This window comes from Caballeronia fortuita, assembly GCF_001544835.2.
GTDB lineage: Bacteria > Pseudomonadota > Gammaproteobacteria > Burkholderiales > Burkholderiaceae > Caballeronia > Caballeronia fortuita.
On sequence record NZ_FCNX02000015.1, the window covers coordinates 21,305 to 35,971 of the forward strand.

At 62.9% G+C, this 14,667-nt stretch carries 12 protein-coding genes and 1 pseudogene; 5 read left to right on the top strand and 8 right to left on the bottom strand.

Translation table 11 applies throughout. The features are described from left to right. Positions 1-80: 80 nt before the first annotated feature. The 4 genes from AWB77_RS25550 to AWB77_RS25565 all read left to right on the top strand — a co-directional run bounded on the left by AWB77_RS25550 (position 81) and on the right by AWB77_RS25565 (position 2,785). A complete protein-coding gene (locus AWB77_RS25550; protein WP_061137258.1) occupies positions 81-431 on the top strand; it encodes a hypothetical protein in 351 nt (116 codons plus the stop codon). 123 nt (positions 432-554) lie between these two features. Continuing rightward, a complete protein-coding gene (locus tag AWB77_RS25555) occupies positions 555-902 on the top strand; it encodes a hypothetical protein (RefSeq protein ID WP_061137406.1) in 348 nt (115 codons plus the stop codon). A gap of 142 nt (positions 903-1,044) precedes the next feature. Further along, complete coding sequence (locus tag AWB77_RS25560; RefSeq protein ID WP_061137259.1) at positions 1,045-2,016, top strand: hypothetical protein; 972 nt, start codon at positions 1,045-1,047, stop codon at positions 2,014-2,016. A gap of 142 nt (positions 2,017-2,158) precedes the next feature. Next, positions 2,159-2,785: a hypothetical protein gene (locus tag AWB77_RS25565; RefSeq protein WP_061137260.1), complete on the top strand. Its 627-nt coding sequence runs from the start codon at positions 2,159-2,161 to the stop codon at positions 2,783-2,785. A 19-nt stretch (positions 2,786-2,804) separates the two neighbouring features. Here the strand turns inward: AWB77_RS25565 and AWB77_RS25570 are convergent, their stop codons facing one another. From AWB77_RS25570 to AWB77_RS25600, 7 genes are all read right to left on the bottom strand, one after another. Continuing rightward, complete coding sequence (locus tag AWB77_RS25570; protein WP_074168969.1) at positions 2,805-4,301, bottom strand: heavy metal sensor histidine kinase; 1,497 nt, start codon at positions 4,299-4,301, stop codon at positions 2,805-2,807. Continuing rightward, positions 4,298-5,011 carry a heavy metal response regulator transcription factor gene (locus tag AWB77_RS25575; RefSeq protein WP_061137261.1) on the bottom strand — a complete coding sequence of 238 codons (714 nt, stop codon included), beginning with the start codon at positions 5,009-5,011 and terminating at the stop codon, positions 4,298-4,300. The genes AWB77_RS25570 and AWB77_RS25575 overlap by 4 nt, the downstream gene beginning before the upstream one ends. 87 nt (positions 5,012-5,098) lie before the next feature. After that, positions 5,099-6,559 carry an efflux transporter outer membrane subunit gene (locus tag AWB77_RS25580; RefSeq protein WP_061137262.1) on the bottom strand — a complete coding sequence of 487 codons (1,461 nt, stop codon included), beginning with the start codon at positions 6,557-6,559 and terminating at the stop codon, positions 5,099-5,101. Then, positions 6,556-7,806 carry an efflux RND transporter periplasmic adaptor subunit gene (locus AWB77_RS25585; RefSeq protein WP_061137263.1) on the bottom strand — a complete coding sequence of 417 codons (1,251 nt, stop codon included), beginning with the start codon at positions 7,804-7,806 and terminating at the stop codon, positions 6,556-6,558. The genes AWB77_RS25580 and AWB77_RS25585 overlap by 4 nt, the downstream gene beginning before the upstream one ends. A 21-nt stretch (positions 7,807-7,827) precedes the next feature. Further along, the gene (locus AWB77_RS25590; protein WP_061137264.1) at positions 7,828-11,013 is read right to left on the bottom strand and encodes an efflux RND transporter permease subunit; all 3,186 of its coding nucleotides are present in this window, start codon (positions 11,011-11,013) and stop codon (positions 7,828-7,830) included. Positions 11,014-11,226: 213 nt separating this feature from the next. After that, positions 11,227-11,502: a DUF4148 domain-containing protein gene (locus AWB77_RS25595; RefSeq protein WP_063936562.1), complete on the bottom strand. Its 276-nt coding sequence runs from the start codon at positions 11,500-11,502 to the stop codon at positions 11,227-11,229. 191 nt (positions 11,503-11,693) lie between these two features. Then, positions 11,694-11,975: a DUF4148 domain-containing protein gene (locus AWB77_RS25600; RefSeq protein WP_061137408.1), complete on the bottom strand. Its 282-nt coding sequence runs from the start codon at positions 11,973-11,975 to the stop codon at positions 11,694-11,696. 317 nt (positions 11,976-12,292) lie between these two features. Here AWB77_RS25600 and AWB77_RS25605 point away from each other — a divergent pair. Beyond that, positions 12,293-13,625: pseudogene (locus tag AWB77_RS25605) on the top strand (Nramp family divalent metal transporter). 58 nt (positions 13,626-13,683) lie between these two features. Here AWB77_RS25605 and motB read toward each other — a convergent pair. Further along, positions 13,684-14,664: a flagellar motor protein MotB gene (gene motB, locus AWB77_RS25610; RefSeq protein ID WP_061137265.1), complete on the bottom strand. Its 981-nt coding sequence runs from the start codon at positions 14,662-14,664 to the stop codon at positions 13,684-13,686. Positions 14,665-14,667: the final 3 nt, after the last annotated feature.

Sequence of the window (14,667 nt, forward strand, 5' to 3'; positions counted from 1 at the left end):
AAAATTACTCGTTGTGCCCGCTACATATCGGCGTCGATGTAGCCGGATTTGACCGTGCGCCTACACTTGGAGACCTCACCATGCAACGCAAACTGATCGCAGCAGCAGCCGTCCTCTCGCTCGTTTCCGCCGCTGCTTTCGCAACGGGCACGAGCTCCAGCTCGAGCTCGACCTCGGGCGGCAACACCTCGGCAGCCGTGTACGGCTTCGGTTCGTTCACCGCGACCAACGCCGGTATCGCCAACGGCCACGCTTCGTCGACGGCTGGCCAGGGTTTCGGCACGACGGGCAACACGACCAACGCGACGACCGGCCACATCAACACGTCGTCGGTCGGCGGCAAGGGCTTCGGCGGTTCGACGGCAACGGGCGTTTCGGGCGCCGACGCTGCTGCGAATGCCTGGAGCAAGCTGGGCGGCGGATGGCGCTAAGCACACGGCGGCGGACGGCGGACTTCGCCGCAACGGGGTTCGCTTTTCCGCAACCGGTGTGACCACGCGTAGAACGAAAAAAAACGAAAACCAATCTCATCGATTCGATAAGGAATGCAAATCATGAAACGCAATCTGATCGCTGCCGCACTGCTCTCGTTCGTCTCCGTCGCCGCGATGGCAACGACCACGACGTCCAGCTCGTCGTCGACCTCGGGCGGCACGACGTCCGCTTCGGTATCGGGCTTCGGCCGCTTCACGGCCACGAACTCCGGCACGGCCAACGGCAACGCGCAATCGATCGCCGGCAACAAGTTCGGCGTAACGGGCAACGGCACGAACGCGACGACGAGCCACACCAACACGTCGAACGTCGGCGGTTTCGGTCACGGCAACGCGCAAGCGGGCGGCACCTCGGGCGCGGATGCAGCGGCCAACGCATGGAGCAAGCTGGGCGGCGGCTGGCGTTAAGCCGGCCCGTGAGCCAGGGCAGGGCGGGGTCATCACAAGCTGCGTGCTTCGCGACACCGCCTTTGCCGAACCTATAAAAACAAATCCAGATCGTCCGGGACCGTCATCGCCGTGACGTTCCCCTTTCCTCCGGAGCACCAAAATGAACAAGACCACTTTGCAATTGGCATGCGCGGTTCTGTTTTGCGCCGCACAACTCGCCCACGCGGATACGACCGCCAATTCCTCGTCGGGCTCGGTTTCGGGTTCGACGTCCACGGGTATCGGCCAGGGCGGCGGCTCGAGCCTGAACAACATCGGCACGTCGGCTAACTCGACGGCCAACACCAGTTCCAATTCATCGTCAGTCGGCGGCCTCGGCGTCGCGACGGCGAGCGGCGGCCGTTCGAGCGCGCAAGGCGGTTCGTCGAACGTGAACATCTCGCTGTCGATGCCGGCGCTCACGAACTCGGGCAACGACGGCAGCGGCACTGATGCGACCGGCAAGGCCGCCACGAACGGACCCGGCACGAGCGCCTTCGATACGCGCACGACGGTCGATTACAACCAGAGTTCGTACTCGGTGCGCACGACGCCGTCGATCGCCGCACCCGCACTGACGACCACGCTCTCCGACACCTGCATGGGCTCGGCCAGCTTCGGTCTGTCGATCACGGGCTTCGGCGCGACCGGCGGCACGACGCTCGTCGATCAGGCGTGCGTACGCCGTCTCGATGCACGCGAGTTCCGCGCAATGGGCCTCACCGATGTCGCGCTCGCGCTGCTCTGCCAGAGCGAAGCGAACCGCCGCGCCGTCGAGGCGACCGGCCATCTGTGCCCGGGCACGACCACGCCGCTCGCGAAGTCGGGTGAAGATGCCGTACTCTCCGATGACGAGAAGTATCGCGATCCGCTGGTGCGTGCGCGCCTCGGCTTGCCCGTGACCGCCGCGAACAATCCGGACGTCAGTATGAAGACGCAGGACGACGCCAAGGCTCGCCCGGCGCCCGCGAAGCAGGTCGCGCAACCGACGCCGGTCGCCGCTCGCGCATACGAGCATGCCGACGGCACGAATGGCGTCGAAGTGGCGAGCATGCCCATCGGCGAGAAGATCGAAGTTTCGCAGGTGAAGTGAGGAAACAGCGACGCCATGGCAGCATGGCGTCATGAAGCAGCGGAGACACGTCCGGGCAAGCGGACGGTCTCTACTTTTGAAGGGTTGGCTTTGAAAGACTGGTCCCGGAGAGTCAACCCTCGTTTTCCCGCTGAGGCATGCGATGAAGAGTCATAAGAAACTGGCGGCCATCGCGCTCGCGGCGAGTGCGATGGTCTCGATGACGCCGATGAGCGCGCACGCCGATGCGAGCGCCGGCGTGATCTGGGCCGCGAACCCGGCCGGCGTGCAGTCGATGCCCGATGCGCAGGCGCTTGCGCTCCTGCCGTCGAGCGGCTATGTGCCGTTGCAGACATCGGGCGGCACGTGTCTGCTCGTCGCGCGGCGCGGCACGCAGATCGTCGCGGTGGAACTATCGCCGCTGGCCATCGGCGCGAAGGTGATCGGCTGGAAGCCGCAGACGATCGACATGAGCACGCTCACATCGAAGTGGGGTTACGTGCCGCCCAAATCATCGGTCGATACGGCGAGCTACGGCAATCCCATGACCGACACGATCTCGAAGGAAAGCAAGACCGATACGTCGACGAGCGGATCGTATGCACGCGCGAGCGCGTGGGGTAACGGCAAGGTCGAAGCGCATAGCAGCGCGATCGCGTCGGGCAGCGGCGAGACCGAAGCGGCCGAGTCCGTCACGGTGAACGGCAAGACGTATCGCAAGTACAGTCACTTCAAGCCTGCGACCGCCGACGCGCCGGTGGCGGCATCGGACGAATACTTCTGCCAGTGATCCGGGCGTCGTGAGCGATTCACGTCGCCGCGGACTTCGTTTCGACGACCGGCGGCACGGGCAAGGCCACGTCTTCCGTGCTGCGCGGCTCGTTGCCGAAACGCGCGACCGAGAACGAAAACGTGTTGATGCCATGGCCGCTCGTCGCCGACACCGTGCCGCGATGCATCTCCGCCACTGCCTTCACGATGGCGAGCCCGAGGCCATGATTCTCGCGGCTATTCGTGCGTGAGCTTTCCGCGCGATAAAATCGGTCGAAGAGATGCGTCATCACGTGCGGCTGAATCGGCTCGCCGGGATTGGCCACCGAAATGCGGATGCGTCCGTGCTCGCGCGTGATTGCGACGGCGATCGTCGCGCCCGGCGCGCAATGCTGGATCGCATTCATCACGAGATTGGACAGCGCGCGCCCGAACAGCGAAGTGTTGACGAACGCGCGCGCATCGCCGCTCGCAACCGCGCGGACCTGTGCTTCTTCCAGCGGAATCTCCAGAAACTCCAGCGTGCGGCCGACTTCCGCCGCGAGCGACACTTCGACGAGTCCCGTCGCGCGCTCGCCCTGATCGGCGCGAGCAAGAAACAGCATGTCGTTGATGATCGCGCGCACGCGCTCGAACTCTTCGAGATTCGATTGCAGCGTATGACGCAGTTCGTCGATGGAGCGATCGCGCGTCAACGCGACTTCCGTCTGACCGATGAGGATCGTGACCGGCGTGCGCAGTTCGTGCGCGACGTCGGCATTGAACGATTCCAGCCGGCCATAGGCATGATCGAGACGTTCGAGCGCGCCGTTGAACGACTTCGCGAGATCTTCGAGTTCCATCGGCAGCGCGCGCGTGTTCAGACGTTGCGAGCGATTGTTCGGACTCAGTTTCGATGCATCGCGCGTGAGACGCGTGAGCGGTGCGAGACCGAGCCGCGCGACCGAATAGCTCAGCAGCAGCACGGCGATGGTCGACAGCGCGAGGAACGCGGCGAGCGCGAGACCGAACGCGCGCATCGTATGAACGTTCGGCGAGCAGTCGATCGCGACGAAGAGCTGCAAGGGCGGCCGGTCCACGTTCGGCGGAATCGTGAGCGTGGTCATCAGCATGTCGTATGCGCGGTCTTGCGGACGGAAGCGCACGTAGCCGCCCATCACCTGCCGGATCACGCGGCCCGCGGGCGGCGTGCCGTATTCGAAGCGCGGATCGTTGCTCGATACCGCGAAGAGCGTGGAGCCGTCGCGCGGCGTGATGTCGGCGAGCTTTTCTTTCGCGATCTTCCATTTGTCCGGCGTCGAAACATGCGTGACGATGAGGCGCGCAATCTCCGCGCGATTGTCGAGCGAGTCGCGCAGATGTTGTTCGAGTTGCACGCGCAACACGAGAAAAAGCCCCGATCCGACGAGCGAAAAGACGAACAGCGCGACGAGCGCGAACATCACGGCGAGGCGCCGCGCGATGGAGCGTTGCGTGCGCGGCTCGCGTGCGTCGCTTGCGTCTTGCGCCGGCGCCGATGCCCACTGCGTGTTCATGATGGTCTCGCGTCTTCCCTTGTTTCGCGCATGTCGCGAGCTTCGCGCACTTCGAGCACGTAGCCCATGCCGCGCACGGTATGAAGCAGCTTCGTTCGGAACGGTCCGTCGAGTTTCGCGCGCAGCCGCTTGATCGCCGTTTCGACGACGTTGGTGTGACTTTCGAAATCGACTTCCCAGACGAGTTCGGTGATCGCGGTCTTCGACAGTATGTCGCCGTGACGCCGCGCGAGCACGGAGAGCAGTTGAAACTCCTTCGCCGTGAGATCGAGCCGCACGCCGTCGCGCGTTGCGCGGCGACCGATGAGATCGACGTACAAATCGCCGACGGAGATCAGCGTCGATTCCTGCGCACGCGTGCGGCGCGCGAGTGCATGCAGACGCTCGACGAGTTCGAGAAACGAGAAGGGCTTGGTGAGATAGTCGTCCGCGCCTTCGCGCAGGCCGCGCACGCGATCGTTGATGTGATCGCGCGCGGTGAGCATGATGACCGGCGTCGACTTCTGCATGCGCAGGGCCTTCAATACCGCGAAGCCGTCGCGGCGCGGCAGCATCACGTCGAGCACGATCACGTCGTAGTCGTATTCGATGGCGAGATGCGTGCCTTCCTCGCCGTCCATCGCGACATCGACGACCCAGCCTTGCTCGGTCAACCCCGAGCGCAAGTAATCCACCACCTTGTGTTCGTCTTCGACTATCAGGACTTTCATGCCTGGCACCTGTGCGCGTTCAGTGTGTGTTTACCGCATTGTTCAACTGCTAACTATACGAGCCTCGCGGGCATCTTGCTAACGTTTCTACTGGCCGGAGCCCGTTGCATTGGCGACTTCTTTCGTATCGCTCGCCGTGTAGTCCGCTTGCCACCCGCCGCCCAACGCCTTCACGAGCGCCACGGAAACGGTGTGCTGCTGACCGTGAATCTGCACGTCCTGACGCTCGCTCGTGAGCAATTGCTGCTGCGCGGTAATGACATCGAGATAAGCGACGAGGCCGCCCGAATAGCGATCGTTCGCGAGCGAGAGCAGGCGTTGCGCATCGACGACGGCGGCATGCGATTGTTTCGCCGCGCCATCCAGCACCGACAATCCGACGATGCCGTCCTGCACTTGCTGAAACGCGCCGAGCACGGTCTGACGATAGTTCGCGACCGCCGCGACATAGCCTTCGTTGGCGAAGTCGACGGCAGCGGCGCGCCGTCCGCCATCGAAGACGACCTGGCTCGCCATCGTCCCGATGGTCCACAAGAGACTCGGCGCGGATATCAGACTGGAGAACGCGGTGCTTTCCCAGCCGATCGTGCCGTTGAGCGTGAGACTTGGAAAGAACGCGGCCTTCGCAACGCCGATCTGCGCATTGGCCGCGGCCATCGCGCGTTCGGCCGAGGCGACATCGGGTCTGCGCTGCAGCACGTCGCTCGGCAACCCGAGTGGAATCGAAGGAAGCGGATGATCAGTCAATTCCGGTGCGATCGAGAACTGCGGCGCGGGGGTGCCGACGAGCGCGGCAATCGCATGCTCGAACTGCGCGCGCTGGTTCAGCAGAAGTTGCGACTGCACGCGTGTCTGATCGAGCAATGCCTGTTGCTGCAACACGTCGAGTCCCGATACCGCGCCGAGATCGTGTTGCGCCTGAACATAGTCGAGCGCCTTCTTCTGCAGATCGACGGAGCGGTTCAGCACGTCGATCTCGGCATCGAGCTCGCGCATCGAGAAGTAGTCGCTCGCGAGATCGGTGGTCAGCACGAGACGCGCGTTCGCCAGATCGTCGCGCGATTCGTCCGCCGTTGCATGCGCGGCCTCCACTTCACGACGAATGCGGCCGAAGAGATCGACGTCGTAATCGACCGTCGGCGCGAGCTTCACGTCGTTCTGCACGGTCGAGTTGCTCGGGCTCGCGTAGTTGGTGACGGGACGATTCTTCGATATGCGAAAGCGCGACGCGTTCGCGCCGAGATCGATTTCCGGCAGCGCGAGCGACGACGTCTGCGCGAGCGTCGCGCGCGCCTGCGCGTAATGCGCGGCCGCGGCGGCAAGCGTCTGATTCTGCGCGAGCGCCTGCGTTTCGAGGCCATTCAGCGCGCCATCGCCGAAGCCTTGCCACCATTCGAGCGCGAGCGGCGCATGCGATGGTTCGCCGACGCGCCAGTACGAGTCCGTCTTCCATGTCGGCGGCGTGTCTGCAACGGGCCGGCGATAGTCCGGCCCGACCGTGCAAGCGGCAAGCAGCGATACGAGCGTGATGCCGAGCGCCGTTCTCATGACGCGGCCTTGGCACCCGATGCGGGCTGCGGTTGCTGCGATTGCTTCTGCTGCGGCGCGATCGTCACATGATCGCCATCGGCAATCGAATCGCTCGGGTTGATGATGACCTTGTCGCTTGCATCGATGCCGCTCTCTATTTCGAGCGATTGCCCCAGATCCTGCGCGATCACGATCTTGTGCAGACGCACGTGACCGTTGCCGTCGACGACCGCGAGGCGCGGGCCTTCTGCGCGAAACAGCAGCGCATTGCCCGGCACGAGCAGACGCGCATGCGCGCTCGCCGGCACCGCGACCTGCACATAGGCGCCGGGCCGCAGACGGCCATCGTGATTGGGCAGCGTCACTTCGACCTGCAATGAACGCGTCGGCACGTCGATCGCACCGGAGATATGCGTGATCTTGCCGTGGAACTGCTGGCCGGGCAGCTCCGCTTGCGAAACCGTCACGTCCTGCCCGACGGTCACGTTCTGCGCATACGCCTGCGGCAATTGCACGAACACGCGCAACGGATCGGACTGCGCGAGCGCGAACAATGCGCGGCTCGTGCCGCTGCCCGCATCGATGAGATCGCCGACATCGACGTTGCGTTGCGTGACTACGCCCGCGAACGGCGCGACGACGCGCTTGAACGATTCGAGTTGACGCAGCCGCTTCACGTTGGCATCGGCGGCGGCGAGATTCGCGACATCCTGGTTGTACGTGCTTTGACGCTCGTCGAGTTCCTGTTGCGATACGGCATCGCGTTGACGCAATTGCTGCCAGCGTTCGAGCGAACTCTTCGCAAGGCCGAGACTCGATGCGGTCTGATCGCGTTGCGCGACGGCTTGCGCGAGTTCCTGATCGATCTCGGGCGTGTCGAGATCGGCGAGCACCTGGCCTTGCTTGACGCGCGCGCCGATATCGACATACCAGTGCAGCAGATAACCCGTCGCGCGCGCGTAGATCGGCGATTCGACGAAGCCGCGCAACGTGCCCGGCAAGGTCGTGTCGCCGCCGCCGTCGGTCTGCGCCGGCACGACGACATTCACGTATTGCTGCGCGTTCTGTTGCGTGCGCGTCGCGATCGAATGGCTATGCATGACGTCGGTGACGACGGTGCGCGCCGCGCCGATCGCGAGCAGCGCGAGCACGATGACGAGCGCGATCTTCGCGCGCTTCCATTCGACATGGCGCGGCGGCAGCGCGGGCCCTTCATTCGGGTCGCGAGCGGGGATCGCAAGCGATGCGTGGTTCTTTTCGGTCATGTTCGTCCGGATGTTTCGATATCAGTGTTGGCCGCCGCCGTCTTCATGTTGCGTGGGGTCCTTGGGCGCGGCGCGGCGCGCGAGACGCGCATGAATGCCCGCAAACACGAGCGGCACGAAAAAGAGCGTGGAAACCGTTGCGAACAGCAGGCCGCCGATGACCGCGCGGCCAAGCGGCGCGTTCTGCTCCGCGCCTTCGCCGAGACCGAGCGCCATCGGCACCATGCCGATGATCATCGCGAAGGCGGTCATCAAGACAGGACGTATGCGGCTCGCGCCCGCTTCGAGCGCGGCGGTGAGCGGCGGCATGCCGGCGTTCAGACGCTGGCGCGCGAACGAGACCATCAGGATGCTGTTCGCCGTGGCGACGCCCATCGTCATGATCGCGCCGGTGAGCGCGGGCACGCTCAGGTGCGTGCCGGTCAGAAAGAGCATCCAGACGATGCCCGCGAGCGCGGCGGGCAACGCGCTCACGATGATGAGCGGATCGATCCACGACTGGAAATTCACGACAATCAGCAGATACACGAGCACGATCGCCATCGCGACTCCGAGGCCTAGGCCGAAGAACGACGAACGCATCGTTTCGACCTGACCGCGCACGACGATCTGACTGCCGCGCGGAAGCGCCTTGCGTGCATCGTCGACGAGATGATTCACCTGCCGCGCGACGCTGCCGAGATCGCGCCCTTCGACGCTCACGAAGAGATCGATCACCGGGCGGATGTTGTAGTGCGTGACCACCGCGAACTCGTTCTTTGGCGAGAGGCGCACGAGATTGCCGAGCAGTTGCGTGGGTCCGTTGATCGATGCGGACACGGGCGTGCGCAGCAGTTCATCGATCGATGACACCTGATACTGCGGCGTCTGCACCGCGAGGTTGTATTCGACGCCGTTGCGCGGATTGAACCAGAATCCCGGCGCGGTCTGCGAGCTTCCCGACAGGGACACCAGCACGTTCTGCGCGACGTTGCTCGCCGAGAGATTGAGTTGCTGCAGACGCGTGCGATCCATCTGCAGATCGATTGCGGGCTCGTCGAGCTTCTGCTGGATATGCGTATCGACGTTGCCGGGAATCATGCGAATCTGCTTCATCAGCTTGCTCGCGACTTCGAAGTTTGCCTGGCCGTTCTGTCCTTGAATCTGCACGTCGATGGCGGCGGGCAGGCCGAAGTTCAAGATCTGCGTGACGATGTCGGCGGGCTGAAAGAAGAACTCGACGCCGGGAAAGCGGCGCGGCAAGAGCGCACGCAATTCGTCGATGTACTTCTGCGTCGGCGAGTGATCGGCATTGAGCGCGACCTGTATCTCGCCGTCGAGCGTGCCGATCGTCCCCGCATTGCTGTACGAGAGATTGATGCCGCTATAAGGCAGCCCGAGGTTGTCGAGTATCGTCGCGAGCTCGTCTTGCGGCACGAGCTGGCGCACGACCTTCTCGACTTCATCGGCGAGACGCGCGGTTTCCTCGATACGCGTGCCGGTCGGCGCGCGCATGTGCAGGCGGATATCGCCCGCGTCGACGCTCGGAAAGAAGTCTTCGCCGAGCACGAACACGAGGCCCGCCGAGAGCAGACAGCAGCCGAGAAAGAGCGAAGCGAAGACACGCCGCTTCACGAGCAGGGTCGACAGAATCACGATATACGCGCCGCGCATGCGCTCGAAGCCGCGATCGAAACGGCGATGCAAGCGCATGAAAAGATTCGGCTTGGCTTTCGCATCAGGCGCGTGCGCGTGGCCCATCAACAGCATCGCGAGCGTCGGCACGAGCGTGCGCGAAAGAATGTACGACGCGATCATCGCGAAGACGACGGCTTCCGCAAGCGGCACGAACAGGAACTTGGCGACGCCGGTGAGAAAGAACATCGGCACGAACACGATGCAGATGCATAGTGTCGAGACGAGCGCGGGCACGGCGATCTCGCCTGCGCCTTCGAGAATCGCGTCGTGCAGATTCGTGCCGAGATGCAAATGACGTTCGATGTTTTCGATCGTCACCGTGGCGTCGTCGACGAGAATGCCGACCGCGAGCGCGAGGCCGCCGAGCGTCATGATGTTGATGGTCTGGCCGAGCGCATGCAGCACGATCAACGACGAAAGAATCGAGAGCGGTATCGAGATCGCGATGATGCAGGTGCTGCGCCAATTGCCGAGAAAGAGCAGGATCATCGCGGCGGTGAGCGCGGCGGCGATCAGCGCTTCGCGCACGACACCTTGCACGGCGGCCTTCACGAACACCGATTGATCGAAGAGCGCGCTGATCTTGAGATCGGACGGCAGCGACGCACGCGCCTGCGGCAAGAGGTCTTGCAGCGTGTTGACGATTGAAAGCGTCGACGCGTTGCCGTTCTTCAACACCGATATCAGCACGCCGCGATGGCCGTCCTGACGCACGATGTTGGTCTGCGGCGAAAAGCCGTCGCGCACGTGCGCGACTTCGCGAAGATAGGTCGTCGCGCCGTTGATCGTGCGCACGGGAATGTCGTTCAGACCCGCGACGGTCGCGGGCGAGCCGTTCATGTCGATCGTGTATTCGCGCGGACCGATCTTCGCGGTACCCGTTGGCAGGATCAGGTTCTGCGCGTTGACGGCCTGCACGACATCGGTCGGCGTGAGCCCTTTTGCAAGAAGCGCGCGTGTGTCGAGATCGACGGAAATAAGGCGCGTCTTGCCGCCGTACGGATACGGCACCGCCGCACCCGGAATCGTTACGAGCTGCGGACGCAGGAAGTTGAGCGCGGTGTCGTTCAGATCCTGTTCCGATTGCTTCGGACTCGAAAGCCCGAGCTGAATCACCGGAATGCTCGATGCCGAATAGCTGATGACGAGCGGCGGCGTCGCACCCGGCGGCATCTGCTTCAATTGCGCCTGTTCGACGGCCACCGTTTGCGCGATCGCGGTCTGGATATTCGCGGTCGGTTGCAGAAAGAGCTTGATGATCGCGATGCCTTGCAGCGATTGCGACTCGATATGCTCGATATTGTTCACCGTGGTCGTGAGACTGCGCTCGTTGACCGACGTGATGCGATTGGCCATGTCCTGTGCGGAAAGGCCGGTGTAATTCCAGATGATGCTGACGACGGGTATATCGATTTCAGGCAGCACGTCGACGGGCGTCGTCACGAGCACGAACGGCGTCGCCAGCAGGATCATGATGGCCATCACGATGAACGTGTATGGCCGCTTAAGCGCAACGTTGACTATCCACATTGAGGCGTTCGGAAGAAGCGGAGGAAGGGCGCTGCGAAAGAAGCAGAGACGGCGAGCGGTCCGCCATCGGTGTCGCTATGGTAGTGGCCGGGTGCCAACGACAATATGACGTGAATATGGCGCTTCTGTCAGATTAGGCGAGTTGAAAGCAAGCTTGCGAAAGCGCGCGGTAGGGCGCGCGCGCTTCATGTTCGATGCGGGAATAACAGGCGTTTAGCGCAGGTATCGATCCGCGTTGGGCGCTAGATTCGGATAGCCCGGTTGCGTGCGATAGACGCTCGAGCCGGTATAGATGCCTTCCTTGATGTCGAGGAAACTGCCGGGATATTGCGCGTCGTGCTCCGATGGACGGTAACCGGCGCGCTCGGCCTTCACGAGATCCTCGCGGACTTGCTGACGTGTTAAGCCGTCGGACTGCGCGAACGCTGAGAGCGGCGCCGCAGAGACAGCGGCGAAAGCGACGAGGGCAATGCGCGTAACAAGCTTCATGGCGGACTCCTCATGCGGATGACGGGATGAACGCGGCCGGCGACGCGAGTGCGGTGTTCGAACAGCCGCTCTGCGATTGTAGGTATCCGGCGTCGACGCGCTTATCCTGCATCAGGCGATGAATCGAACGAACGCGCGAAAAGCGCGCGAAGCGAAGCCGCGCGTGTCTCGTTCGAGGAGCGTGCCTGCGTTTATTGCGGAGTCTGTCCGAGCGGCGTCGTCGACATGGTGCGTCCCGAAGACGACGAGCCGTCCGTGGATGCGCCATATGCGCTCTGTGCGCTCACTTTCGCTTCCGCTGCCTGGATGTCGTTGGGATAGAAAGCATCGCGTTCGGACGGGTTATAGCCGGCCTGTTCGACGCGTTGCAGATCCTGCTTGACCTGTGCGCGCGTGAGCCCTTCGGATTGCGCGAGCGCGGCGAGCGGCGCGGCGGCGAGTGCGATGGCGGCGATGCGTGTGACGAGTTTCATGGCGTGCTCCTCATGGAAGTGAAGGATGAACGCGGCGTGCGGTTGCGCGATAAGCAGCGTCGGCACGGTTACCACAGCCACCACCCAATTCTATTTGTCGGACGGTGACGACATGCTGGCGATCACATGGCGATATGGTCAGATTGGAGCACGCGCTGAAAGGGCCGAAAGACGCATCGCGTAGCCGCCTGCGATCGCTTGCGGCCGATGATAGACTCGCCCCGCGTGAGGCGTTTTGTAAGCCACTCATAAGAACATCGTTCGCGGATGCCGCGCGCTTCAAAGGCATCTTAGACATCGCATCGGGAACCGATAAATTGCCGTTCAATCTGCCGACCACGGCCACCGCGCCGTTTTGTCCATCGGAAGTCAAAGGCTCGGTCGCGGTTGCGCCGGGCGCGCCGCTCTGGAAGAAGCTCCTGCAATTCGCGGGACCGGGCCTGCTCATTTCCATCGGCTACATGGACCCCGGCAACTGGGCGACGGACATCGAAGCTGGATCGCGCTACGGCTATAGCCTGCTCTTCGTCGTCGTGCTGTCGAGCCTCGCGGCGATGGTGCTGCAATGCCTTTCGATGCGCCTTGGAATCGTCACCGGGAAAGACCTCGCGCAGCTATCGAGAGAGCGTTACGCGAAACCCGTCGCGAACGTGCAATGGATGCTGGCGGAGCTGTCGATCATCGCCTGCGATCTCGCCGAAGTGCTCGGCGGCGCGCTCGCATTTCATTTGCTGTTCGGCGTTTCGCTGATGTGGGGCGTCGTGCTCACCGCATTCGATACGCTCATCGTGCTCGGATTGAAGGGGAAGAATTTTCGCGATCTCGAAGCGATCATGCTCGGGCTCATCGCGACGATCGGCGTGGGTTATATCGTCGAACTCGTGCTCGTCAAGCCGCACTGGCCTTCGGTCGCAGCGGGGCTCGTGCCGTCGATTCACGCGTTGAGCGATCGCGAGCCGCTCTATCTCGCGATCGGCATTCTCGGTGCGACCGTGATGCCGCATAACCTGTATCTGCATTCGTCGATCGTGCAGACGCGCATCGTGAATCGCGACATCAAGAGCCTTGCATCGGCGATCAATCTTTCGCGTCTCGATACGATCGTGTCGCTCATTCTCGCGTTGCTGATCAATGCTGCGATCCTGATTCTCGCGGCATCGGCGTTTCATGCAACGGGACAACACGCAGGTCACCGAGATCGAAGACGCTTACAAGCTGCTCGCGCCGATCGTCGGAACGGGTCTGGCTGCAATTCTCTTCGCGGTGACTTTGTTCGCATCGGGGCAAAGCTCGACGTTCACGGGAACCATCGCGGGGCAGGTCATCATGGAAGGATTCCTGCAACTGAAAATTCCGTGCTATCAGCGCAGATTCATCACGCGCGCGCTCGCGCTCGTGCCCGCGCTGATCGGCGTGTACGTGATGGGAAACGGTGCGGTCGGCAAGCTGCTCGTCGCAAGCCAGGTCGTCTTGAGTCTGCAGTTGCCGTTCGCGCTGTATCCGCTGATCCGGATGACGAGCGATCGCACGTTGATGGGCACGTTCGCGAACAGGCTGCATATGAAGTTCGTCGCGTGGGCGCTGTTTGCCGTGATCAGCGCCGCGAATGCGTGGCTCGTCGTGCAGACGGTAGGAGAGTGGATCGGCTGAAATGCAAAACGCGCCATGCATCATTCGATTTGCATGGCGCGTTTCGTTGCAACGTCGCTTACTTCACGACTGCCACCGGCGCATTCGATTTCGCCGCGACCGCTGCCGGAATCGCCGCCTCGACCGGGCGGTTTTCATCCACCGTCGTTCTGCCGCCATCGCGGAAGAAGGCCTGTTCCGCCGCCTTGTTCAGCACGAGAATGCTGATGCGCCGATTGGTCGGTTCATCGACGACATCCTTGTTGAGCGGCAGCACGTCGGCGAGTCCGCGCACTTGCAGCACCTTGCTTTCCTTCATGCCGCCCGCGACCAGCGCACGACGCGCGGCATTCGCACGTTCGCCCGAAAGCTCCCAGTTCGAATAGCCCGCCTGATTGCCGGAATAAGGCACAGCATCCGTATGTCCCGCGATCGATACGCGGTTATCGACATCGTTCAGCGATGCGCCGATGTTCGTCAGAATCGTCGTCACATAGCTTTCGAGCTTGAAACTGCCGGACGCGAACATCGGCCGCTTCAGCGAATCGACGATCTCGATGCGCAAGCCTTCGCTCGTGATCGCGATGCGGATCTGATCCTTGTAAGCACGCAACGCCGGCATCTGTTCGATGAGCGCCATCAGCTTCTGCTTGAGGTGCTGGAGCTTCTGCAAGTCGTCCATCGCGACGGCTGCGCGCGCGACCGATGGCGGCACCGGTTGCGGCTGCGTCTTGTTGCCTTCGCCCGGACGCGTGCTCGACAAATCCTTGCCGCCGCCCGCGATGACGCTCGTATGCGCCGATGCGCCGCCGTCGTTGCCGAACAGCGCGGAAAGCGGCGTGTTGAAGTATTGCTCGATGCCTTCCTTGTCGTACTTCGATGTCGATCCGAGCAGCCACATCAGCAGGAAGAACGCCATCATCGCGGTGACGAAGTCGGCGTATGCGATCTTCCATGCGCCGCCATGATGACCGTGACCATGCGCCTTCTTCTTGCGCTTGACGACGACAGTCGGCGCAAGCACCGATTGCAGCGGATCGCGTGACGGTTTCTCAGCCATGAT